We start from the raw sequence: 23,775 nt of genomic DNA on the forward strand, positions 1-23,775 counted from the left end.
GCGGGCCCGCTGCACAGTGGAAGCATGAACGATCCAGTCACCGCCCGGGAGAAGACCGCGCTCCTCGTGATCGACGTCCAGCAGGCATTCGACGATCCACAGTGGGGGCAACGCAACAACCACGATGCCGAATCGAACGTCGGGATGTTGTTGAGCGACTGGCGCCTGGCCGGTCGACCGGTGTTCCACGTCAGACATCAGAGCGCCAGCGAGGGTCAACTGTTCTCGCTGGGTGGGCCCGGTTACGAGGTCAAGCCGGAGGCTCGCGAGGTCGCGGGGGAGCCGGTCGTGGTCAAGACCGTCAACAGCGCGTTCATCGGCACTGATCTGGAGGTGCAGCTGCGCCGTGCCGGCATCTCATCGTTGGTCATCTGTGGCCTGACGACCGATCACTGTGTGTCCACCACAACCCGCATGGCGGCCAATCTCGGTTTCCACGTCACCATCGTCAGTGATGCGACGGCGACGTTCGAGCGACTCGGTCCCGATGGGCGACGGTGGTCGGCGACCGAGCTGCACGACGCCGCCCTGGCCAGCCTGCACCAGGAATTCGCGGTGGTCCAGACGACGAACGAGGTCGTCCGCGCGGCATGCTCGTGAACTGACAGGACGTCGCCGTTCTCCAGGTCGCTATCGGTTTGCCAGGGCGGCATCGACCCTGACGGTCGCCGCTGTGCCGGTCGGAGTGAGCTCTCCCGTTGGCCGGGCGGGCCCATCTGTCCGCCACGATCTGAAGCCGTGACTTCCAACCCGCCGCTCGTCCCCGAGCCGTCCCCTCACGATGCAACAGCTGCTGCAGTGAGGAGCGTCGAGCAACGCCTGAAGCGCGGAAACAGGCGGAACTGCCCTATCCGAGAGCCTTTACACCGTGGATGTCGTCGGTTCGATCCCGGCAGGGCCCACCGAATAGCAAGCCCCGAGATCATGCGGATCTCGGGGCTTCTTCGTATGGACGCCCAGCAGGTCTTGGCTCCCACTGTTGGCTACGTCCCCGTGGCGTCCCAGCGGACGGGTTGGCCCGTAAGCAAGATTCTCGATCCATGTTCATTTGTTAAGACATTCTGTGTATGCTGGTCATGGCCTCACCGAACAGCTCACAGAAAGTTGTACAGAGACGTATGACCGCTCCATCAGCCACCACGTACGACGTCGTCACCATGGGACGCGTCGGCGTCGACATCTACCCGTTGCAGGACGGCCTCGGGCTCGAGGACGTCGACACCTTCGGCAAGTATCTCGGGGGGAGCGCCGCCAACGTCGCTGTCGCTGCCGCCCAGCACGGGCACCCGACGGCGCTCATCAGCAGGACGGGCAACGACCCCTTCGGTCGATACGTCCATCGCGAACTCGGGCGCCTCGGCGTCGCTGACGAGTTCGTCGGTTGGGAGGCGGACTTGCAGACGCCGGTCACCTTCTGCGAGATCTTCCCGCCGGACGACTTCCCGTTGTACTTCTACCGGAAGCCGAAGGCGCCTGATCTGACGATCACGTCGAAGTCCCTCGACCTCGACGCGATCTACCGTGCCAAGGTGTTCTGGGCGACGGTGACGGGGCTCAGCGAGGAACCGAGCCGCTCGGCCCACTTCACCGCGTGGGAAGCCCGCGCCCGCCGGCCGCTGACGATCCTCGACCTCGACTACCGTCCGATGTTCTGGAACTCGGCCGAGCAGGCCTCCGCCCAGGTCGGGCGAGCGCTCGAACACGTCACGGTCGCTGTCGGCAACCGTGAGGAGTGCGAGGTGGCTGTCGGCGAGACGGATCCACACCGCGCTGCAGACGCCTTGCTGGAACGCGGCGTCGAACTCGCCGTCGTCAAACAGGGTCCGAAGGGGGTCCTCGCCAAAACGAGCGACGAGACCGTCGAGGTCCCGCCGTACTTCGTGGACGTCGTGAACGGACTCGGCGCGGGGGACAGCTTCGGTGGCGCCCTCTGCCACGGACTCATCGAAGGGTGGGGTCTCGAGAAGATCCTGCGGTTCGCCAACATCGCCGGGGCGATCGTCGCGTCGCGGCGGGAGTGCTCGACGGCCATGCCGAACTCCACCGAGGTGCTCGAGATCCTCGACACCATCGGCACCGTCGGTGCAGCAGAACTCGGAGGTGCCCGATGACCATCGTGAACAACGCCAGGACATCGCGGTTCCTCCGCGAAAGCGAGTTCGAGCGCCTGCGAGAGGTCCGCGCATCCGACCCGGCCGCCATCGCCCGTGCCCATGCCGGCCGGCGTCGGCGCGAGCTCATCCGCGGTGACGGTCGACTCTTCATCGTCGCTGCCGACCACCCGGCTCGCGGAGCCCTCGGTGTGCGCGACGAGTCGATGGCCATGGCCGACCGGTACGAGCTTCTGGACCGCCTCGCGCTCGCGCTCTCGCGCCCTGGTGTCGACGGCGTGCTGGGCACCCCGGACATCGTCGACGACCTCGCCCTCCTCGGCCTGCTCGACGACAAGGTCGTGGTCGGGTCGATGAACCGGGGTGGGCTGCGCGGCGCCGCGTTCGAGATGGACGACCGTTTCACCGGCTACGACATTCCCGGGATCGTGCGAGACGGTCTCGACTTCGCCAAGACACTCCTCCGGGTGAACCTCGGCGATGCCGGATCGGTCGCGACCATCGAGGCGAACGCCCGTGCCGTAGACCAGGCGGTCGAGGCTCGTGTGCCGATCATGCTCGAACCGTTCATGAGTGAGTGGCGCGAGGGACGGATCGTCAACGACCTCTCAGCCGAGGCGGTCATCACCTCGATCGCCATCGCGTCCGGTCTCGGATCGAGTTCGGCGTACACCTGGATGAAGCTGCCGGTCGTCGAGGAGATGGAACGCGTCATGGCTGCCACCTCGATGCCGACACTCCTGCTCGGTGGCGAGCCGAACGGCCATCGGGACGACGTCTACTCGTCCTGGGAACGAGCCCTCGAACTGCCCGGTGTCCGCGGCCTGGTCGTCGGACGCACCTTGATCTACCCGGCCGACGGCGATGTCTCCGCTGCAGTCGACACCGCGGCGGGGCTCGTCCACGCCGACCTCCCCTCCTGAGCCTCCCGATCCGCCGCGATCGCTGATCCTTCACAGATTGGAACCACCCGCATCATGAGCACTGACTCCCTCCCGGTCGTCCCGCACTGGATCGACGGAGCCGAAGCCCCGTCCACCTCGGGTCGCACCGCCCCGGTCTACGACCCCGCGCTCGGTGTCGCGACGAAGCACGTCGCGCTCGCCGATCAGGACGAGATCGCCGCAGCTGTCGCATCGGCTGCCAAGGCCTTCCCGGCTTGGCGCGACTTGTCCCTCGCGAAGCGTCAGCAGATCGTGTTCAAGTTCCGTGAGCTGCTCGAGGCGAAGAAGGGTGAGCTGGCGGAGATCATCACGGCGGAGCACGGCAAGGTCGTCTCCGACGCGCTCGGTGAGATCACGCGCGGTCAGGAGGTCGTGGAGTTCGCGACCGGTCTCGCACACCACCTGAAGGGTGAGTTCTCCGAGCAGGTCTCGACCGGTGTCGACGTGTACTCCACGAAGCAGCCGCTCGGGGTCGTTGGGATCATCTCGCCGTTCAACTTCCCCGCGATGGTGCCGATGTGGTTCTTCCCGATCGCGATCGCGGCCGGGAACACGGTCGTGCTGAAGCCGAGTGAGAAGGACCCGTCCGCGGCGATCTGGCTCGCGAAGCTCTGGAAGGAAGCAGGCCTCCCCGACGGGGTGTTCACGGTGTTGAACGGTGACAAGGAGGCCGTCGACGGGCTCCTCACCCACCCCGACGTCCGTGCGATCTCCTTCGTGGGTTCCACGCCGATCGCGAAGTACGTGTACGAGACCGGCACCGCACACGGCAAGCGCGTCCAGGCGCTGGGCGGGGCGAAGAACCACATGCTCGTGCTGCCCGACGCCGACCTCGACCTCGTCGCCGACTCCGCGATCAACGCCGGTTTCGGTTCCGCCGGTGAGCGGTGCATGGCGATCTCGGTCGTCGTCGCCGTGGAGCCCGTCGCGGACGAACTCATCGCGAAGATCGCCGAACGTGCAGCGACCTTGCGGATCGGTGACGGACGTCGGAACTGCGACATGGGCCCGCTGGTGACGAAGGTGCACCGCGACAAGGTCGCCTCCTACCTCGACATCGCCGAAGCCGATGGCGCGACGATCGTCGTCGACGGCCGCAACACGCCCATCGACGGCGACCCGAACGGGTTCTGGCTCGGCCCGACCCTCATCGACAACGTCCCGACGACGTCGAAGGTGTACACGGAGGAGATCTTCGGACCCGTCCTCGCCGTCGTCCGCGTCGCCTCCTATGAAGAGGGTGTCGCGCTCATCAACGGTGGCGCGTTCGGGAACGGGACCGCGATCTTCACCAACGACGGCGGTGCCGCCCGACGGTTCCAGAACGAGATCCAGGTCGGCATGATCGGCATCAACGTGCCCATCCCCGTCCCGGTCGCGACGTTCTCCTTCGGCGGGTGGAAGGACTCCCTGTTCGGCGACACCAAGGCCCACGGCGCCGAGGGCGTCCGCTTCTTCACCCAGCAGAAGGCCATCACCTCCCGCTGGCTCGACCCCTCCCACGGCGGCATCAACCTCGGCTTCCCCCAGAACTGAGGCTCCCGGACGTCCCTTCGGCAGGCCCAGGGAACGGCGCGGTGCCCGAGCCGACATCGTTCCGCAGTCCTGTCGAAGGGCATGATCGAATCACACACGACGGAGTGAACAACATGCAGTGGATGTACGAGCGGGGTGACCTCGCCCGAGACGGCTGGGAGAGCGTCGTCGACGGCTCGATCGACGGCTGGGCGCACACGGGTCTCCGCGTCGCGGTCCTCGCCGACGGTGATGCCATCGACCTCCCAGCGGGCGATGTGGAACGGATCGTCGTCCCGCTCGCCGGTTCCTTCAGCATCAGCTGGTCGGACGCTGAGCAGCGGTATGGCACCACGGCGCTCTCCGGCCGTCGATCCGTCTTCGACGGACCGACCGACGTCCTCTACGTGGGTGCAAGGACAGCGTGCGTCCTCAGCGGAGTCGGTCGAGTCGCTGTGGCCGAGGCCCCGACGACGGCGATCCACCCGACGCGTCACGTCGCTGCGGAGGAGATCCCCGTCGAGCTGCGCGGCGCGGGCCGGTCGAGTCGTCAGGTCCACAACTTCGGCACGCCGGACGCGCTCGACGCCGCGAAGCTCATCGTGTGCGAGGTCGTGACGCCCGCAGAGAACTGGTCGTCCTACCCCGCCCACAAGCACGACGAGCGCCTGCCTGGGGCGGAATCGCGCCTCGAGGAGATCTACTACTTCGAGTCCGCCGTGTCGAAGGGTCTGGAAGCACCGACGGCCGCGGATCCCTTCGGGATGTTCGCGACCTACTCCTCGCCCGCCGGGGAGATCGACATCAATGCGATCGTCCGCACCGGCGACATCGCGCTCGTCCCCTTCGGATACCACGGTCCTGCCGTCGCCGCGCCGGGGTACGACCTCTACTACCTGAACGTGATGGCCGGACCCGACCAGGAACGGGTCTGGAACATCAGCGACGACCCGGCACACGCGTGGATCCGCCAGACCTGGGAGGGCCAGGACATCGACCCCCGGCTGCCCTACGCCGGTCCCACAGCTACTCAGACGAACACCCGCTCCGACGCAGAAGGACAGCAGTGATGGCGACGAAATCCAGGACGAAGCGGATGACGGTGAGCCAGGCGCTCGTCGAATTCCTCGGTCACCAGTGGACCGTGGACGGCGACCACCGTGAGCGGACCATCCCCGGCATGTTCGGCATCTTCGGACACGGCAACGTCGCCGGACTCGGTCAGGCACTCAAGCAGGCGAACTCCCTGCAACCCGATCTCATGCCGTACTTCCAGGCACGCAACGAGCAGGCGATGGTGCACCAGTCCGTCGGGTACGCCCGCATGCACCGCCGCCTCGGCACCTTCGCGAGCGCGGCCTCGGTCGGCCCGGGTGCCGCGAACATGCTGACCGGTGCCGCCCTCGCCACCACCAACCGGCTTCCGGCGCTGCTGTTGCCCAGCGACACCTTCGCGACGCGCGTCGCCGACCCGGTCCTCCAGCAACTCGAACTGCCCCACGACATCGGCATCACCGTCAACGACGCGTTCCGTCCGCTGTCCCGGTTCTTCGACCGGGTGCAGCGGCCCGAGCAGCTGTTCTCGATCGCCCTCGCCGCCATGCGTGTGCTCACCGACCCCGCCGAGACGGGTGCGGTCACGATCGCCCTGCCGGAGGATGTGCAGGCGGAGACCGTCGACGTCCCACTCGAATTCCTGCAGAACCGTGAATGGCACCTGCGCCGTCCGCTGCCGGAACGAGCTGCGCTTGCCCGCGCCGTCGCGGCGATCCGCGGGGCGAAGCGTCCGATCATCATCGCCGGCGGGGGAGTGATCTATTCGAACGCGGAGGATGCGCTGCGTCTGCTCGTCGAGGCGACCGGCATCCCCGTCGGCACCTCGCAGGCCGGTGGTGGGTCGCTCGTCTGGGACCACCCGCAGAATGTCGGCGCGATCGGCGCCACCGGGACGACGGCGGCCAACCGTCTCGCGGCGGAGGCAGACGTCGTGATCGGCATCGGCACTCGCTACAGCGACTTCACCACGGCGAGCCGCACGGCGTTCCAAGCCGAGGGCGTGACCTTCGTCAACGTCAACGTCGCGAGCTTCGACGCCTACAAGCATGGGACGCAGATCGCCGTCGTCGCCGACGCGCGGGAGACGGTCGAAGCGCTCCACGATGAGCTCGCTCGGTTCCGAGTCGCTGCCGACTACGCCGAGACCATCCGCCGTGAAAAGGCGGCATGGGACGCGACCGTCGACGCCGCTTTCGAGCCGTCGGGACTCGCCCTCCCCGGACAGGCGGAGATCATCGGTGCCGTCCAATCGTCGACCCAGCCTGAGGACGTCATCGTCCAGGCGGCGGGATCACTCCCCGGCGACCTCCACAAGTTGTGGCGCGTGCGGGACGCCCTCGGCTACCACGTCGAATACGCCTTCTCCTGCATGGGCTATGAGATCGCCGGCGGTCTCGGCGTGAAGCGCGGTGCCGAGGCGAGCGGGTCCGACCGTGACGTGGTCGTCATGGTGGGCGACGGGTCGTACCTCATGCTGCACACGGAGCTCGTGACCGCGGTCGCCGAGGGCATCAAGCTCATCGTCGTCCTCATCCAGAACCACGGGTACGCCTCGATCGGACACCTGTCGGAGACGGTCGGTTCCGAACGCTTCGGCACCTGGTACCGCAGCCTCGACCCCGAAGCCCGCAACTTCCAGGGCGAGCAGATCCTGCCCGTCGACCTCGCCGCCAACGCGCGCAGCTACGGCGTCGACGTGATCGAGGTCGAGCCCGGCGCATCGTCGATCGACGACCTCAGGGCTGCCATGGCGACTGCGAAGGCGTCCGACCGGACGACGCTCATCCACATCAACAGCGACCCGCTGCTGTACGCCCCCGATGGCGAGGGTTGGTGGGACGTCCCCGTCCCGGCGGTCTCCGAGCTGCCGAGCACGAAGCGCGCCTACGAGGAGTACGCCGAGATCAAGGCCACCCAGAAGCCGCTGCTCGGCTGAGTGACCGTCCAGAATCCCACGAACGAGTACCGAAGGAACCCGATGTCAGAACCCACCACCACTCCGTCGATCCGCATCGGCACCGCTCCCGACTCCTGGGGCGTCTGGTTCCCCGACGACCCGAAGCAGGTCCCGTGGGAGCGATTCCTGGATGAGGTCGTCGCCTCCGGATACGAGTGGATCGAACTCGGTCCGTACGGCTACCTCCCCACGGACCCGAACCAGCTCGCCGATGAACTCGGCTCCCGCGGTCTCAAGCTGTCGGCCGGAACGGTCTTCACGGGGTTCCACAAGGGCGACGACCAGTGGAAGCGCGCCTGGGACCAGGCGCTCGACATCGCCGGCCTCGTCTCGAAGCTCGGGGCCGAGCACCTCGTCGTGATCCCGGACCTGTGGCGGAGCGACGCGACGAGTGAGGTCCTCGAGGCGCGCACACTGGACGACGAGCAGTGGGCGAAGCTCGCCGCTGGTCACGATCGCCTCGGCAAGGCCCTCCTCGAGGAGTTCGGGATCAAGCAGCAGTTCCACTCGCACGCCGACAGCCACGTCGGGACGACCAGGGAGGTCGAGCGCTTCCTCGCCGAGACCGACGAGCGGTACACGAACCTCTGCCTCGACACCGGCCACTTCTCCTACTACGGCGGCGACAACCTCAAGCTCATCGACGACCACCCGTCGCGGATCGGCTACCTGCATCTGAAGCAGGTCGACACCAGCCTGCTGTTCGACGTGCTGAAGAACGACGTGCCGTTCGCCGAGGCCGTCACCCAGGACATCATGGTCGAGCCGCCGTTCGGCGTACCGGAGCTCGGCCCGATCATCGAGCGCGTCGCGGCACTCGACCCGCAGATCTTCGGGATCGTCGAGCAGGACATGTACGGGTGCTCGATCGACCGCCCGTTCCCCATCGCCAAGCGCACACGCGAGCACATCTTCGGCGAGACCGCCGCTGCACGCGTCAGCTGAACCCACTTCGACCAGTCAGAATCCACGGAAGGCACCGACGCCATGAGCACCACCACCCAGACCACCGACCGTCCCACCGGGACCGACGCCCGGACGGGCGACCTCCGGGTCGGCATCGTCGGAGCCGGCCTGATGGGAGCCGACCACGTCAAACGGATCACCGAGCGGGTGAGTGGTGCGGTCGTCGCTGCGATCATCGAACCCGACGCGGGCCGTGCCGCGGCCGCGGCTGCCAACGCCCCCGGCGCCCAGGCGTTCACCCGGATCGAGGACGCGATCGCGGCCGGCGCCGTGGACGCCGTCCTCATCGCGACCCCCGGGCAGTTCCACGAGCCGGTGCTCCTGCCGGCACTCGCCGCCGGACTCCCGATCCTCTGCGAGAAGCCGCTGACGCCCGACTCCACGTCGTCGTGGCGGGTGCTCGAGGCCGAGCAGCAGCTCGACCGACCGCACATCCAGGTCGGGTTCATGCGCCGCTTCGACGCGGAGTACCAGCAGCTGCGCGCCCTCGTCGAGTCCGGCGAGGCCGGCGAGCTCCTCATGCTCCGCGGTGTCCACCGCAACGCGGTCGTCCCCGACACCTACACGCAGACGATGCTCATCACCGACTCCGTCGTGCACGAGTTCGACGTGCTGCCGTGGGTGGCCGGCTCGACCGTCGCGAGCGTCGAGGTGAAGTACCCGCGTCGCAACCGGCTGAGCCCTGACCACCTGCGCGAGCCGATCCTCGTCATCATCGAGCTCGCGAACGGTGTCCTCGTCGACGTCGAGATGAACGTGAGCGTCCAGTTCGGCTATCAGGTCGCGACCGAGGCGGTCTTCGCCGAGAGCATCGCGCGAATCGGTCAGCCGTCCGGCCTCCAGCAGTGGAAGGACGGCCGCTTCAGCGTCGCCGACCACACGAGCTTCGTGACGCGGTTCGCCGCGGCGTACGACGAGCAGGTCCAGCGCTGGGTGAACGCGGTCCGCGGGGGCACCCTCGTCGACGGGCCGAACGCCTGGGACGGCTACAAGGTGGCGCTCGCCTGTGAAGCGGGAGTCGCGGCCCTCACCACCGACGGCCCGGTGCCGGTCGCCATTCCCGAGCGCGCCGCGTTCTACGCTTGATCCGCATCCGGCCGGCAAGCCTCGCGGTGCCGGCCGGACGCACTGACGAAGGAGTTCCCCGATGGTCCGCATCGCCCTCGATCCGACCCCGTATCACCACGACCATGCACTGCTCGACTTCCCGGACATCGCCGCGCGGCTCGGATACGACCATCTGCAGCTGACGCCGCACGCCGACTTCGGGCCGTTCTTCCGGTATCCCAAGGCCGATGACGCCCTCGTCGCCGCCCTGCGCAAGCGCGTCGCCGACGCCGGGATCACGATTCCGGCGCTCCTGCCGGTGCAACGCATCTCCTCACCGGAGGAGCAGCAGCGGGAGGCGGCCGTGCGGAACTTCTCGCGTACCATCCACCTCGCCGTGGAACTCGGCGTCGACACCCTCAACACCGAGTTCAGCGGGCGCCCGGAGCGCAGTGAGGACTCCGAAGCGGCGTTCTACCGCTCGATGGAGACGTTGTTGCCGCTGGCCGAGCGGGAGGGTGTCCGGATCAACTTCGACCCGCACCCCGACGACTTCGTCGAGGACGGTCTTGAGGCATGGCGCATCATCCGCGGTCTCAATTCGGCATCGGTCGGCTTCGTGTACGTCGCGTCCCACACCTTCCACTACGGCGACCGCGCGACGACCCTGCTGCCCGAGATCGGCGACCGGCTCGGCGCGGTGTACGCGGCCGATTCGTTCGACCACCACCGCTCCCACGGACTCCGGTACATCAGCAACCCTCCGGGGAACGCTGCCCGGGTGCACCAGCACCTCGCGATCGGCGACGGCGACGTCGACTGGGCGGGACTGTTCGCGACGCTCGGACGCACGGGCTTCCTCGATCGCGAGGATGCGATCGTCGTCTCCAACGTCTTCGCAGAGGACGAGCGCGCCGACGAGGTCTCGCGGTTCCAGCTCGAGCGCCTGCGTGCGCTCATCGACGCCGGCCGCGCGGCCGCTTCGGGTGAGGGAGCGGGCACCGGAGCGTGAGGCTCGGCCTCGTCGGCTACGGATTCGGCGGACGCACCTTCCACGCCCCGTTCGTCGCCGCTCTCGGCGAGGGGGTCCTCGCCGGGGTCGTGACCCGTTCTGCTGCCCGCCGGGCGGAGCTCGCCGTCGACCATCCCGGGGTGCCCGTGTACGACACCGTCGACGATCTGCTCGCAGCGGGTGTGGACATCGTGACGATCTCGACGCCGCCATCGGGTCGGCTCGACATCGCCAAGCGCGTGATCGACGCCGGAGTCCCGGTGATCGTCGACAAGCCGATGGCGAGCAGTATTGCCGAGGCGCGTGAACTCGTCGCCTACGCGGCTGATCGAGGCGTCCTGCTCAGCGTCTTCCAGAACCGGCGTTGGGATTCCGAGGCCCGTACGCTGCAGGCGATCGTGCGCTCGGGCGCCGTCGGTGACATCCGCCTCGTCGAGAACGTCCTCGACCGGTGGGAACCTCGCGCGACCGGAGACGGATCCGGCGGCGGTCAACTCTTGGATCTGGGCAGTCACACCGTGGACCAGGTTCGTGACGCGCTCGGGCCTGTCGAGCGGGTGTTCGCAACGATCGACCGCCGACCGGGTGACGAGTACGAGTACGCCTTCGACCTGCTCCTCGAGCACCAGGGTGGTATCCGGTCGATGGTCGCTTCCGACGTCCTGCAACCCGACGGGCGCCCACGCCTGCGGGTGACCGGAAGCACCGGGACCGTCACCGTACGCGGGCTCGACCTCCAGACGGACCAAGTGCTCGCCGGGCTTCGGCCCGCCGACCATGGCTGGGGCGTCGAGCCGCACGAGCGGTGGGGCACGCTGACGACGACGGCCGGTGAGCAGCGACCATATCCGCGCGCGGACGGTCGCTGGCAGGATTTCTACGCCGGAGTGCATGCGGCGATCGACACCGGGTCAGGCGTCCTCCCCGTCGCCGTCGAGGGCTCCCTCGCCACATTCGCGATCCTCGAGGCTGCTCGCCGGAGCGCTGAGCTCGGAACCTGGGTGCACGTCTCGTCCGTCTGACATTCCTCGGTGCGTGTTCCCGGCACAGCAGAACGGTCCGTCCTCTCGATGAGGGCGGGCCGCTCTGCGCTGTGGTGCGGACCAGGATCAGAAGGTCTTGTACTGCTCTTTGAAGTGGTCCTCGAGCGACTCGAGGCTCTTGCCCTTCGTCTCCGGGACGCTCGTCGCGACGAAAAGGATGGCGAGGAGACCGACCGCTGCGAAGAGCAGGAACGTTCCGAATCCGAGGGACTCGACGAGCGAGGGGAACGCCAGCGAGATGATCGCGTTCGTGGACCAGAGCACCAGGACGGTGATGCCGATCATGACGCCGCGCATCTTCAGTGGGAAGATCTCGGCGATCATGAGCCATGCGAGGGGGCCGATGGTGCCCTGCATGATCCCGATGAAGAGCAGGATCGCGATGAGGAGCAGCCACGGGCGGACGGGGTTGTCCTCTGGGAGCCCCAGGCCGATGGCGCCGACGAGCAGGTGCATGGTCGTGGTCCCGATGAAGCCGAACAGCATCAGCGAGCGACGGTTGAAGCGGTTGATGATGGAGAGCGCCACGAGCATCGCCGTGACGGACATCACGCCGTTCAGCACGTTGAAGCTCAGTGCGGCGTTCCGCGTGAAGCCGGCCGCCTCGAGCACCTGGGTGCCGTAGTACATCATCGAGTTGATGCCGGTGAGCTGCTGGTAGGCGGCGATGCCGATGCCGATGAAGAGGAGGCGTCGGATCCACGGGGTCCGTACGATGTCCATGAAGGTGCCGGACTGCTCGTCCTTCTCGATCACGGAGAGCTGCCGGACCTCTTCCATTTCGGCGACGGCCCGCTCCGCGGAGCGCACTTGCCGGAGCACCGCGAGGGCCTCGTCGTCGCGACCGCGAGCGAGGAGCCAGCGCGGACTCTCGGGCATCCGGAGCATGCCGAAGAAGAGCACGAAGGCGGGGATGACCGCGACAGCGAGCATGTAGCGCCAGACGTGGTCGTTGGAGCCCCAGACGTTGCCGATGATGGCGTTGATCGCGAAGGCCAGGAACTGGCCGCCGACGATCATGAGTTCGTTGCGGGAGACCAGGCTTCCGCGCTTCTCGAACGGAGCGACCTCGGCGAGGTAGACCGGGACGGTGACCGAGGCGCCGCCGACGGCGAGGCCGAGGATGAAGCGGAAGACGAGCAGCGTCTCATAGGTCGGGGCGACGACACAGCCCCCGGCACCGATGAAGAACAGGACGGCGATGATGAGGATGTTGCGCTTGCGACCGAGGCGGTCGGAGAGACGACCGCCGAAGAAGGCACCGACCGCTGCGCCGATCAGCAGGGTGAAGGTGATGAGTCCTTCCTGGAAGGAATTGAGGCCGAAGTACTCCATCATGAACGACAGGGCGCCGTTGAGGACGCCGGTGTCGTAGCCGAAGAGGAGCCCGCCGAAAGTGGCGATGACGGCGACGAGGCCGAGGCGTCGGTTGTAGGGGCCGTTGCCGAGGGGTGGCAGGGCCACCTTCACGGCATTGGTGATCGTTCCACCATGAGACACGTTGTTCGCTCCTTTGCGTGTTCCCGCCTCCGGCCCCGATGGGCCGGTTGTCGACGCTGAACCGGGTGAGAATGTGTCCTTATGTTAGGACATTCTGCCAACAAGCGCTAGTGAGTGCTCTGATCTGGTGAGATGGGTGGGCCCGTCGGCTCCAAGCCTGAGGAACTACAGGGTCTCTCCAGCGTCCGCCAGCAGGGTGCTGCCGGTCATGATCATGGAGAGGTCGCTCGCGGCGAAGAGGACGACGCGCGCGATGTCGTCCGGGGTGCCGAAGCGTCCGATGAGGCTCTGGTTCATGACATCGAGTTTCGGGAGTTCGATGCCGGCCGCAGCGGCGGCCTCCGCGGCCGCGGCTGCGACGGCGAGGTTCCCCTCCGTGGGCACGAAGCTCGGTGCGACACCGAGGACCCGGACGCCGAGCGGCGCGAGGTCGACCGCGAGCGACTTCGTGAGTCCGAGCGCCGCGTGCTTCGAGCTCACGTAGGCGGACATGCCTGGGAAGGCCACCTGGACCCCGGCGGTCGAGACGATGTTCACGATGACGCCACCGGAGCCGTCCGAAGTCATGCGTCGTGCCGCTTCGCGGGCTCCGAGGAAGACGCCGCGGGTGTTCACGGCGAAGACCTGATCCCAGGTCGCGTCGTCCATCTCGAGTACGGGGGCGTTGGGGAAGACGCCGGCGTTGTTCACCCAGACGTCGATCCCGCCGAGCTCGGCGACGGCGATGTCCGCGGCGGCCGCGACCGAGGCGGCGTCGCTCACGTCGGCGCGGGTCCCGAGGGCCGTGACACCGAACCGCGCGCGGAGCTCGTCGGCCGCTGCGCGCGCGGCGTCCTCATGCAGGTCGACGATCAGGAGGTCGGCACCGGCCTCCGCGAGTCGGGCGGCGATGGCCTTGCCCAGTCCTTGCGCGCCTCCGGTGACGACGGCTCGTCGCCCGGCGAGGGAGAGGAGGTCTGCGAGCGGGGTCTCGGAGACATCGGGAAAGGGGTAGGGCATGACGACCTCCATGTCGTGACAACGGTATTGGCAGAGTATGTCATAAAGCCACCCGCGGGCGGGAGGCTAGCGTGGGTACATGACCGCCAAACGGGGCCCAGGCCGCCCGCCCGTCTCCGAGCCTGACGAACTCCGGTCCCGAGCGCTCGACGTGCTCTACCGCCGTGGGTACCAGGGCACGACGATGGGCGTGCTGGCGGACGAGGTCGGGGTGAGTGTCCGCACCCTGCACCGGTACTTCCCGACGAAGGCCGACATCGTCTGGGGTGGCATCGAGGGGGCGATCGATGCGCTGGCCCACGGCTTCGCGACGGCCGACGATTCACTGCCGATCACCGACGCCATCACCGCCGTCGTACTCGACGTGTTCGACCAGGACGCCGACGCCCTCGCCGTCGGCCGCGCGCGGATGCGCCTCATCGCGACGACCCCGGAGTTGCGTGAGACGAGGCCGGAGACCTACCAGCGGTGGCGCGAGCAGACCATCGCATTCGTCGCGCGGCGCCTCGGGGCCTCGCCGTCCGACATCGTCCCGCGAGCCGTCGGGGCCGCGGTCCAGGCCGCGATCGACGAGGCGCTGGCCTGGTGGGCGGCCGGTGATCGCCATGCCTCTCCCGCGCAGGCGGTCGCGGAGGCGCTCCGCGGCTTCGACGTCATCCGTGCGAGCGGGGTGGACTCGCCGACCCGCTGACGTCAGCCGGTCGTGGCGGCGCCGTCCTCCGGTGATGCGATCAACCGCATGAACGCTTCGAGCAGCGGAAGGGTTTCGCGGTCCGGGTCCAGGAGCGCCTGGATGCGGAGCCCGTCGATCATCGCCAGCGTCATCGTCACCTTGTCATCGGCGGTGAGCTGCTCCCCGTCGGCGGCCGTCGACAGTCGCTTGTCGGTGAAGTGCTCGCGCATGCGGGCTCGGCGGGCCATGAAGAAGTCGTGCGCGGGGTGGTGCGGGTTCGTCGCCGCGATCGTGATCGCGAGCCAGTTGCGTTGCTGCTCGGGGTGGGCGAAGTCCTCCTCGAGCACCGCGCTCAGGACGCGGTCCGCCGGCAGTCTCGACTGCATGATGCGCTGGGCGAGCTCGAGGTCGTCGGCGTCGCGCTGCGCGAGGGCGGCCAGGAGGAGGTCGTCCTTCGTCGCGAAGTGGCGGAGGAGCGCGGCGTGCGTGACGCTCGCGCGGGAGGCGATGTCCCGCAGTGAGGCCCGCTCGTAGCCGTGCTCGGCGAAGCTCGCCGACGCCGCCCGGATGATCTCGGCGCGGCGCGCGGGTGTCGTCGCATAGGGTCCGCGAGGCCCCCGGCGCGCCGAGGGGTGCGGTGCCTCAGGCGTGGTGTCCGTCACCGTGCTCGTCGTCATGCCGGGCCCTCCTCCCGCGGATCGGACCGGTGCCGCGCGGGACTTGCCAATTGTATCCGGGGTGGTTACTGTTTCCAAACAGTAACCATGGTGGTTACAGTTTGCCGGAGTCGCACACCGCTGTCGCCCGGACGCAGACCAGCACCGTAGCCGGTCGACACACCCGATGAAGGAGTCATGGTGTCCCCGAACGAACCCGATCCCACCGCGCGCACAGCCGCCGGTATCGCCGCCGCCCAGCCCACCCCCGGCGCCCAGGCCGAACCCGACGGACTCGACGCCGCACCGGCCGCCGTGCAGGAGCCACAGGCCCCGGTCAGCCGCTCCTACATCTTCTGGCTCATGCTCGCCAGCTTCGGCGCGTCCATGGCCATGATGGTGCCGCTGTCGTACGGCATCGCCGTCCGCATCTCCGAGCTCGCGCCGGGACACGAGGAGGTGCTCGGCTACATCACCGGGACAGCCCAGCTCATCTACCTCGTGATCAGCCCCATGATCGGCATCTGGAGCGACCGCGTTCGCTCGCGCCTCGGGCGCCGCACGCCGTTCATCTTCCTCGGCGTCGGGATCGGCCTCATCGGCCTCATCGTCATGGGACTCGCACCCGACCTCCTCATCGTCGGTGCCGGCTGGGTGCTCGGCATGTCCGGCTGGTCCATCTGCGGCGCGGCGATCCAGACCCTGCAGGCCGACAAGCTCCCCGAGTCGCAGCGCGGCAAGGTGTCGGCGTTGACCGGGCTCATGACGCAGATCGCTCCGGTCCTCGGCATCGGCGTCGCCTACGCGGTGTCATCCAGCACCTTCCTCGTGTTCCTCGTCCCCGGCGTCATCGGCGCCGTCCTCCTCGCGATCTTCCCGCTCATCAAGCCGGAGGGGAGCTCCAAGCACCTCGCGAAGACGGACACCGTCACGGCCGGCTCCGTCGTCCGCAGCTACGGCTTCAACGTCCGCAAGTACCCGGACTTCGCCTGGAACTGGCTCGGTCGCTTCGTCTTCTTCATCGGCCTCTACTTCAACACCACGTTCGGCACCTTCTTCTACGCGCAGCGGCTCGACCTCCCGGTCCGCGAGGTCGCCGGGGTCGTCGCCACGATCGGGATGCTCGGCGTGGTCGCCGCCGCCGGTGGGGCGCTACTCGGCGGGTTCCTCTCCGACAAGCTCAAGCGTCGGCGGCTGTTCGTGCTCATCGCCTCGCTCCTCTTCGTCGCCGGCGCCCTGGCCGAGGCCTTCGCGTGGTCACTGCCGCAGCTGATCATCGGTGCGGTGCTGATGCAGACCGCGATCGCGGTGTTCGCGACGGTGGACCAGGCGATCATCTTCGCCATCCTGCCGAACCGCGAGGAGGCCGGCCGGTACATGGCGGTCGTCGCCTTCGCGCAGAAGATCCCGAGCGCCGTCGCACCGCTGCTCGCCTCGGTCGTCATCACCCTCGGTGCCACCGGTGCGGAGAAGAACTACACGATCCTCTACCTCACGGGTGCGGTCCTCGCGCTCCTCGGCGGGATCATCGTCTCCACAAAGGTCAAAGCCGTTCGCTGACCCGGTGGGATCGACCGCCTGACGTCACCGCCGACACCCCGACCAGCACCACCCAGCAGAAAGCCACAGTATGCACGCGACACCCCACGATCTCACCGTCGACAGCGGCGGCGACCAGTTCGTCGTCACCGGGGCGACGCCGCGGCTCTCCTGGAAGCCGGGAGACGGCGCGATCGGCGGCTTCGAGCTCGAGGCCGTGATCGACGGGGTGCGGCAATCGGTCGTGCTCGCGGACGGGCACCGCTACGTCGCTTGGCCGTGGTCGGCGCTGCGCAGCCGTCAGCGCGTCGAGTGGCGGGTGCGTTCGGCCGATGCGGGTGCCGAGTGGTCCGAATCGGCGTCCTTCGAGGTCGGCCTCCTGGACGAGGACTGGCGGGCGGCCTGGATCTCGCCCGTCGAGACAGATGATCCCGGCTACGGGAACCGCCCGGCGCACCTCCTCGGCGTGGAGTTCACGCTGGAGGGCGAGGTCCGGTCCGCGCGGCTCTATGCGACCGCCCTCGGTCTGTACACCGCGGCGGTCAACGGGGTGCGGGCCGGCCGGGCCGAGCTCTCCCCGGGGTCGACCTCCTATGACCGCACCCTGTACGCCCAGGCCTTCGACGTCGCCGCCGCCCTGGTGACCGGCTCCAACCGCCTCGACGTCGACCTGTCCGACGGCTGGTACCGAGGCCAGGTGGGGGCGTTCCGCATCCCGTCGGGCTGGGGGTCCGTCCTCGGTCTCCGCGCCGAGCTGCACGTCGACTTCGCCGACGGGGGCACCCTCGTCGTCCGTTCGGACGACCGCTGGGAGAGCCGGCCGTCCACCATCACCCGGGCCGACCTCATGGACGGCCAGACGGTCGACCTGACGGTGGCCGATGTAGAGGCCGCCGACGAGACGGTCTCGTCCGTGCTCATCGACGCCGTCGTGGACCCACCGGCCATCGACTGGTCGCCGGCGCCCGCCGTGACGGTGGTCGCCTCGCGCGCCCCGAGCAGTGTCCGCGAGCTGCGCGAGGGCGTGTGGGTCGTCGACTTCGGCCAGAACGCCTCCGGATGGCTCCGGCTCGGAGATCTCGGCCCCGCGGGCACCCGGACCGAGATCGACTACGGCGAGTATGTCGAAGCGGACGGCGACCTCTCGACGACCCACCTCGACTCCCACCGTCCGGGCGAACCGGTACGGGTCTTCCGACAGCACGACGAGGTGGTCGCGGGGGAGACGCCGGCCGTCTTCGAACCGCGGCACACCGTCCACGGCTTCCAATACGCACGGATCGTGCGACACGGTGCGCCGCTCGACCCCGCGACGATCTCGATGCAGATCGTGCACACCGACCTCGCGCAGGCCGGGACGTTCTCGTGCAGCGACCCCGATCTGAACGAGCTCCACCGACTCGCGGAGTGGAGCTTCCTCGGCAACGCGGTCGACGTCCCCACCGACTGCCCGACCAGGGAACGCCTCGCCTGGAGCGGGGACTATCAGGTGTTCGTCTCCACGGCGACCCGGCTCCGCGATGTGAGCGGGTTCAGCAGGAAGTGGCTGCGCTCCGTCCGTGACGACCAGCTCGACGACGGACGCATCACGAACTTCTCGCCCGACGGTCGCCGCATCAAGCAGCGACTGGACGACCAGTTCGCGATGATGACGGGTTCCGCGGGCTGGGGCGACGCGATCGTCGCGGTGCCCTGGGAGCTGTACCGCAGCTACGGCGACACCGCAGTGCTCGCGGAGAACTGGGGGGCGATGGTCCGCTGGGTCGACTGGGCGCTCGACCGCGCCCGGGAGACCCGCCACCACGCCCGGCAGCAGCGCTCGCCGGAACCTGAGGCGTTCGAGGAGTTCCTCTGGGACGGCACCTTCCACTGGGGTGAGTGGACGGAACCGAGGGAGCTCGATGCCGACGGCAACGGCATCGACCCGATCGTAAACGACCCGATGGCCTGGTTCATGGCCGACAAGGGCGAGGTCGGCACGGCTTACCTCTTCCGTTCCGCGTCCACGCTGGCGCAGATCGCGGCGATCCTCGGGCAGGACGAGGCGGCCGGTCGCTACGCGCTGGTCGCCGAGCAGGTCCGGTCCGCCTGGCAGACGGCCTACCTCCGGCCCGACGGCACGACAGAGACGGACACGCAGGCGGCGTACGTCCGGGCGTTGTCGTTCGGCCTCCTCCCGGAGGACCGTCGAGCCGCGGCGCTGGATCGTCTCGTGGAGCTCATCCGGCTGGCCGGCACCCACCTCGGCACCGGCTTCCTGTCGACGGGGGACCTCCTCCCCGTGCTCGTCGAGGGAGGTCGCGCCGACGTGGCGTACGAGCTGCTCACGCAGCGCTCGGAGCCCTCCTGGCTCACCATGGTCGACCGCGGCGCGACGACCATCTGGGAGGCCTGGGAGGGCATCGACGCGGACGGCGTGGCGCACGAGTCGCTCAACCATTACAGCAAGGGGACGTTCGCGCGCTTCCTCCACGAGTACACACTCGGGCTACGACAGGCCGAGGACTCGATCGCGTGGGAGTCGATCGTCATCGCGCCGGTCCCCGGCGCAGGGCTGTCCTGGGCGCGGGGCTCCCACGAGTCGCCGAACGGGACGATCACCGTCCGCTGGGGGCACGAGGGCGGCGAACTGCTCATCGACGCGGAGATCCCGGCCGCGACCACAGCACGGATCGTCTTCCCGGACGGCACCGAGTTCCGGTCGGGACCTGGCCGCTTCAGTGCCCGCCGCCCACACCGCACCTCCGAGGCCGAGGCCTCGGTCGCCACCATCTGACCATCGCACCACGAACGAGAGAGCACCGACGACCATGACGACGACCTTCCCCGACGGGTTCCTCTGGGGCGCGGCGACCGCCGGCCACCAGATCGAGGGCAACAACGTGAACAGCGACTGGTGGACGCGCGAGCAGTCCATGCCGGGCATGGAACTGTCCGGAGACGCCTGCGACAGCTACCACCGCTACCGCGAGGACATCGCGCTGCTCGCCGATGCAGGCCTCACCTCCTACCGCTTCAGCCTCGAGTGGTCGCGGATCGAGCCGGTGCAGGGGCACTTCTCACGGGCGGAGCTCGCTCATTACCGGCGCATGATCGAGTGCTGCTTCGAGCACGGTGTCACCCCAGTGGTCACCCTGCAGCACTTCACGACCCCCCAGTGGTTCGCCGATCGAGGCGGCTGGTTGGCGCCCGACGCCTCGGAGCGGTTCCAGGCGTACGTCGCCGAGGCGACCGCGATCCTCGACGGCGTCGAATGGGTCGTCACGATGAACGAGCCGAACATGCAGGCGGCGATCATGACCGCGATGCGACGCATGCAGCAGGCCGGTGGACAGTGGCAGAGTCCGACCGTCGAAGCGGACGGAGAGGAGGAGCAGCAGTCGCACAGCGACTTCCTGACCTACGCCGATCCGGAGATCGGACGGGCGTTCACGGCCATCCATCATGCGGCGCGGGCGATCGTGCGCGAGCGCACCGGCGCGAAGGTCGGCTGGACCATCGCCGCCGGCGCGCTCACCGCGGCTCCGGGCGGCGAGGAGAAGCTGCTCGAGATCCGGTACGGCAAGGAGGACGTCTACTGGGAGGGCAGCCGTGGTGACGACTTCGTCGGGGTGCAGGCGTACTCCAGCCAGCAGGTGGATGCGCGCGGACTCGTGCCGCACCCGCCCCACCCGGACAACACCCTCGTCGGCACCGCCTACCGCCCGGACGCCCTCGCGATGGCCGTGCGGCACGCGTGGGAGGTCACCGGTGGGGTACCGGTGATGATCACCGAGAACGGCATCGCGACCGCCGACGACGGGCAGCGCATCCGATACACCAGGGAGGCGCTCGAGGGCCTCGCCGGCACGATGGCCGACGGGATCGATGTGCGCGGGTATCTCCACTGGTCACTCCTCGACAACTTCGAGTGGGGCCACTGGGAGCCGACCTTCGGCCTCATCGCCATCGACCGCGAGACCTTCGTCCGCACCCCGAAGCCGAGCCTCGCGTGGCTGGGCGACGTCGCCCGACGGAACGCGCTCGACGCAGTCGGCGCCTGACAACCGGGTGCGGAGTCATGTTCGTGGACTCCGCACCCGGCGTCCTCGCTTCAGTTCTGGACGACCGGCCCGGTCGACTCTCGCACGACGAGCGTCGTCGTCAGGCCGGGTTCCTCGTCACCCCGAGGCGTTCCGCGCACTTCGGCGACGAGACGGTGGACGGCAGCCTCACCGATGGCGGCAAGGGGGCTGCGGACGGTCGTCAGCGACGGGCTGGTCAGATCGGCGCTGAAGATGTCGTCGAAGCCGATGACGCTGAGTCTGCCGGGTACCGGGACGCCCGCTGCCCTGCACGCCCGCAGCAGTCCGAGGGCCATGAGGTCGTTGTAGGTGATGACCGCGGTCACGCCGGACGCGATGATCTTCGGCAGAGCGTGTTCACCGCCATCGACGGTCGGCCGGCTGGCGGTGAACATCGCGATCGACAGGCCGCGTGCACGGGCCGAACCGAAGATGCTGTCCCATCGGGTGCGGTTCATCCACGACACGGCCGGTCCTGCGAGGTAGCCGATCGAGCGGTGGCCGAGGTCGGCGAGGTGGCCGATCGCCTGCGCGACACCCGCAATCACGTCGGGGGTGATGGACGGGAGGCCGGGAACGACGCGGTTGGCCAGGATGACCGGCTTCGTCGCGGCCAGCTGACTGATCTCGTCGTCGCGCAGGCGGGAGCCGACGAGGAGCAGGCCGTCGACCGCGGACTGCAGGCGGCCGGCGGTGGCGAGCTCGAGCTCGCCGGACTCTTGCGACTCCGCGTACACGAGTGTCTGTCCAGTGGCGGCGATCGCGCGTTCTGCTCCGCGCACGAGGTCGAAGTAGACAGGGTTGGTGATGTCGGAGATGAGGATTGCCAAGGTGTCGGTGCGGCCGGTCGGGAGTGCACGCGCCATCGGGTTGATGCGGTAGCCCAACTCCAAGGCGACCGCGCGGACGCGCTGCTCCGTCGCGCGATTGACCCGCCCGGGCTTGTTGAGCGCCCTGGAGACCGTCGACGCGTTGACGCCGGCCGCCCGCGCGACGTCGTAGATGGTCGGAACGAGGCGTCGCCCGCCCGCCCGGGCCGGTGTCTCCTCGGCGAGCTTGCCCTGTGGATCATCCATGTCGTCCTCTGTCCGTCTTGCGTCGGATTGCCGGTGCTGCGCCCGTAATGGCAAGTCCTGGCAATCGGTTGACAGATTTTGTCTTGCTCAGTCAAAATAGCACCACGAGCCCCTCGCACCGTCGCGGAGGAAGAAGGAAACCACCCATGACGAACACCCCGGTCATCCCCGGCTATCACCCCGATCCGTCGATCTGTCGTGTCGGAGCGGACTACTTCCTCGCCACCTCGAGCTTCGAGTACTCACCCGGTGTGCCCATCTTCACGAGCACGGACCTCCGCTCGTGGGACCAGCTCGGCAACGCCCTCGACCGCGAAAGTCAGCTGACGGTGCGGACCGGCGTCGATGGCGCCAGCGGCGGTGTCTACGCACCCACCCTTCGACACCATGACGGCCGGTTCTGGCTCACGACGACCAACGTCGACGAGATCACCCGGGGGCATCTCATCGTGCACGCGGAGCGTCCCGGGGGGCCCTGGAGCGAGCCGGTCTACACGGAGGGCTTGATCGGGATCGACCCCGACCTCGCCTGGGGTGACGACGGGGTCTGCAGGCTCACATGGGGCGATGTGATGCGCGGTTGCATCTCCCAGGTCGAGGTCGATCCGTCGACCGGTCGGGTCCTGTCCGAACCCGTGGTGCTCTGGCGTGGCATCGGAACCGGCGACACCCATCCCGAAGGCCCGCACGTGTTCAAACGCGGAGACTGGTGGTACCTGCTGGTCGCCGAGGGCGGCACCGGTCCTGGCCACATGGTGACCATCGCGCGATCGGCGAGCATCGACGGCCCGTTCGCGGGGAACCCGGCGAATCCGATCTTGTCGCACCGCAGCACGACGCACGCCGTCCAGTCCACCGGACACGCCGACCTGGTGGAAGCTGAGGACGGCAGTTGGGCGATGGTCCACCTCGGCGTCCGACTGCGTGGGTCGTTCCCGCGATGGCACACGAACGGCCGCGAGACCTTCCTCGTCGGCATCGACTGGGTGGACGACTGGCCCGTCGTCGTGGAGGACCGCTTCGCGGGTGTGACCACGGAGACCTCGTTCGTGGACACCTTCGACGCTGCAGGTCTCCACCCGCGGTGGATCGCCCCGGGTCGGGCCCCGGCATCCTTCGCGCACGTCGGGAACGGTGCGTTGCGTCTGGCGGCCGGACGTGCGGCGGTCAGCCGTGACGCCGAACGGCTGCTGGCGGTGCGCGCACGTGACGAGCAATGGGCCGTCGAGGTGGTCGCACCCGATGGCGACATCGCGCTCGGCGTCCGCATCGACGACGCGCATCAGGCCGTGGTCCAGCGGATCGGTGACCGCGTGACGGTCCGGGTCGTCATCGGCCCGCTCGACCAGCTCGTCGCCGAACGGACCGGCGTCGACCGGCGCGAGCCGTTGGTCGTCCGGGCCATCGCGAACCCGCAACAGCGCCCAGGCGCGCGCACCGGCCCCGACCGCATCGTCCTCGGCTTCGGCACCGAGCCGGACGTACTCGCCGACATCGACGGTCGGTACTGCTCGACCGAGGTCGCCGGCGGGTTCACGGGTCGCGTGATCGGCGTCGAGGCGCTCGGCGGCGACGCGACCGTCGCGCGGTTCTCCTACACCGCACTCCACTGACACC

General features: G+C 68.5%; 19 protein-coding genes. 15 read left to right on the forward strand and 4 right to left on the reverse strand.

Going from position 1 to position 23,775, the window contains the following annotated elements; genetic code table 11:
- Positions 1–66 precede the first annotated feature (66 nt).
- The 10 genes from IFR14_RS10190 (at position 67) to IFR14_RS21390 (ending at position 11,630) form a co-directional block, all read left to right on the forward strand.
- Positions 67–600, forward strand: coding sequence for a cysteine hydrolase family protein (locus IFR14_RS10190; RefSeq protein ID WP_198425038.1), 534 nt, complete (start codon positions 67–69; stop codon positions 598–600).
- Between the two features lie 518 nt (positions 601–1,118).
- Positions 1,119–2,111 carry a 5-dehydro-2-deoxygluconokinase gene (gene iolC, locus IFR14_RS10195; RefSeq protein WP_191940973.1) on the forward strand — a complete coding sequence of 331 codons (993 nt, stop codon included), beginning with the start codon at positions 1,119–1,121 and terminating at the stop codon, positions 2,109–2,111.
- Positions 2,108–3,034 carry a class I fructose-bisphosphate aldolase gene (locus tag IFR14_RS10200; RefSeq protein ID WP_191940974.1) on the forward strand — a complete coding sequence of 309 codons (927 nt, stop codon included), beginning with the start codon at positions 2,108–2,110 and terminating at the stop codon, positions 3,032–3,034. Before iolC ends, IFR14_RS10200 begins: the two co-directional genes overlap by 4 nt.
- A gap of 54 nt (positions 3,035–3,088) precedes the next feature.
- A complete protein-coding gene (locus IFR14_RS10205) occupies positions 3,089–4,591 on the forward strand; it encodes a CoA-acylating methylmalonate-semialdehyde dehydrogenase (protein WP_191940975.1) in 1,503 nt (500 codons plus the stop codon).
- 113 nt (positions 4,592–4,704) lie between these two features.
- Complete coding sequence (iolB, locus tag IFR14_RS10210; protein ID WP_191941297.1) at positions 4,705–5,640, forward strand: 5-deoxy-glucuronate isomerase; 936 nt, start codon at positions 4,705–4,707, stop codon at positions 5,638–5,640.
- On the forward strand, positions 5,640–7,562 hold the full coding sequence (gene iolD, locus IFR14_RS10215; RefSeq protein WP_249406906.1) for a 3D-(3,5/4)-trihydroxycyclohexane-1,2-dione acylhydrolase (decyclizing): 1,923 nt from the start codon (positions 5,640–5,642) through the stop codon (positions 7,560–7,562). The genes iolB and iolD overlap by 1 nt, the downstream gene beginning before the upstream one ends.
- Before the next feature lie 42 nt (positions 7,563–7,604).
- The gene (locus IFR14_RS10220; RefSeq protein WP_191940976.1) at positions 7,605–8,528 is read left to right on the forward strand and encodes a sugar phosphate isomerase/epimerase family protein; all 924 of its coding nucleotides are present in this window, start codon (positions 7,605–7,607) and stop codon (positions 8,526–8,528) included.
- A gap of 42 nt (positions 8,529–8,570) precedes the next feature.
- Positions 8,571–9,635: a Gfo/Idh/MocA family protein gene (locus IFR14_RS10225; protein ID WP_191940977.1), complete on the forward strand. Its 1,065-nt coding sequence runs from the start codon at positions 8,571–8,573 to the stop codon at positions 9,633–9,635.
- A gap of 61 nt (positions 9,636–9,696) precedes the next feature.
- Positions 9,697–10,608 (forward strand): sugar phosphate isomerase/epimerase family protein, encoded by a 912-nt coding sequence (locus tag IFR14_RS10230; RefSeq protein ID WP_191940978.1) that lies wholly within the window; start codon positions 9,697–9,699, stop codon positions 10,606–10,608.
- Entirely contained in the window at positions 10,605–11,630 is a 1,026-nt protein-coding gene (locus tag IFR14_RS21390; protein WP_191940979.1) for a Gfo/Idh/MocA family oxidoreductase, read from the forward strand. The genes IFR14_RS10230 and IFR14_RS21390 overlap by 4 nt, the downstream gene beginning before the upstream one ends.
- An 87-nt stretch (positions 11,631–11,717) precedes the next feature.
- On the opposite strand, the gene IFR14_RS10240 is transcribed toward IFR14_RS21390, so the two are convergent.
- Together IFR14_RS10240 and IFR14_RS10245 are read right to left on the reverse strand one after the other, a co-directional pair.
- Entirely contained in the window at positions 11,718–13,151 is a 1,434-nt protein-coding gene (locus IFR14_RS10240; RefSeq protein WP_191940980.1) for a sugar porter family MFS transporter, read from the reverse strand.
- 165 nt (positions 13,152–13,316) lie between these two features.
- Positions 13,317–14,150, reverse strand: a complete 834-nt coding sequence (locus IFR14_RS10245) for an SDR family NAD(P)-dependent oxidoreductase (RefSeq protein WP_191940981.1) — start codon at positions 14,148–14,150, stop codon at positions 13,317–13,319.
- A 79-nt stretch (positions 14,151–14,229) separates the two neighbouring features.
- On the opposite strand from IFR14_RS10245, the gene IFR14_RS10250 reads away from it, so the two are divergent.
- Positions 14,230–14,841: an acyl-CoA-like ligand-binding transcription factor gene (locus tag IFR14_RS10250; RefSeq protein WP_191940982.1), complete on the forward strand. Its 612-nt coding sequence runs from the start codon at positions 14,230–14,232 to the stop codon at positions 14,839–14,841.
- Positions 14,842–14,843: 2 nt separating this feature from the next.
- Here IFR14_RS10250 and IFR14_RS10255 read toward each other — a convergent pair whose 3' ends face one another.
- Positions 14,844–15,500: a TetR/AcrR family transcriptional regulator gene (locus IFR14_RS10255; protein WP_191940983.1), complete on the reverse strand. Its 657-nt coding sequence runs from the start codon at positions 15,498–15,500 to the stop codon at positions 14,844–14,846.
- A 180-nt stretch (positions 15,501–15,680) separates the two neighbouring features.
- On the opposite strand from IFR14_RS10255, the gene IFR14_RS10260 reads away from it, so the two are divergent.
- The 3 genes from IFR14_RS10260 (at position 15,681) to IFR14_RS10270 (ending at position 21,061) form a co-directional block, all read left to right on the forward strand.
- Complete coding sequence (locus tag IFR14_RS10260; RefSeq protein WP_446728080.1) at positions 15,681–17,039, forward strand: MFS transporter; 1,359 nt, start codon at positions 15,681–15,683, stop codon at positions 17,037–17,039.
- Between the two features lie 70 nt (positions 17,040–17,109).
- Positions 17,110–19,794 (forward strand): family 78 glycoside hydrolase catalytic domain, encoded by a 2,685-nt coding sequence (locus IFR14_RS10265; RefSeq protein WP_191940985.1) that lies wholly within the window; start codon positions 17,110–17,112, stop codon positions 19,792–19,794.
- A 34-nt stretch (positions 19,795–19,828) separates the two neighbouring features.
- Positions 19,829–21,061: a glycoside hydrolase family 1 protein gene (locus IFR14_RS10270; RefSeq protein ID WP_191940986.1), complete on the forward strand. Its 1,233-nt coding sequence runs from the start codon at positions 19,829–19,831 to the stop codon at positions 21,059–21,061.
- Positions 21,062–21,111: 50 nt separating this feature from the next.
- Here the strand turns inward: IFR14_RS10270 and IFR14_RS10275 are convergent, their stop codons facing one another.
- The gene (locus tag IFR14_RS10275; RefSeq protein ID WP_191940987.1) at positions 21,112–22,158 is read right to left on the reverse strand and encodes a LacI family DNA-binding transcriptional regulator; all 1,047 of its coding nucleotides are present in this window, start codon (positions 22,156–22,158) and stop codon (positions 21,112–21,114) included.
- A 146-nt stretch (positions 22,159–22,304) separates the two neighbouring features.
- On the opposite strand from IFR14_RS10275, the gene IFR14_RS10280 reads away from it, so the two are divergent.
- Positions 22,305–23,771, forward strand: a complete 1,467-nt coding sequence (locus IFR14_RS10280; protein ID WP_191940988.1) for a glycoside hydrolase family 43 protein — start codon at positions 22,305–22,307, stop codon at positions 23,769–23,771.
- The last annotated feature ends 4 nt before the right edge of the window (positions 23,772–23,775 follow it).

The organism is Plantibacter sp. CFBP 8775 (assembly GCF_014839505.1).
In the GTDB taxonomy this organism is placed as follows: Bacteria; Actinomycetota; Actinomycetes; order Actinomycetales; family Microbacteriaceae; genus Plantibacter; species Plantibacter auratus.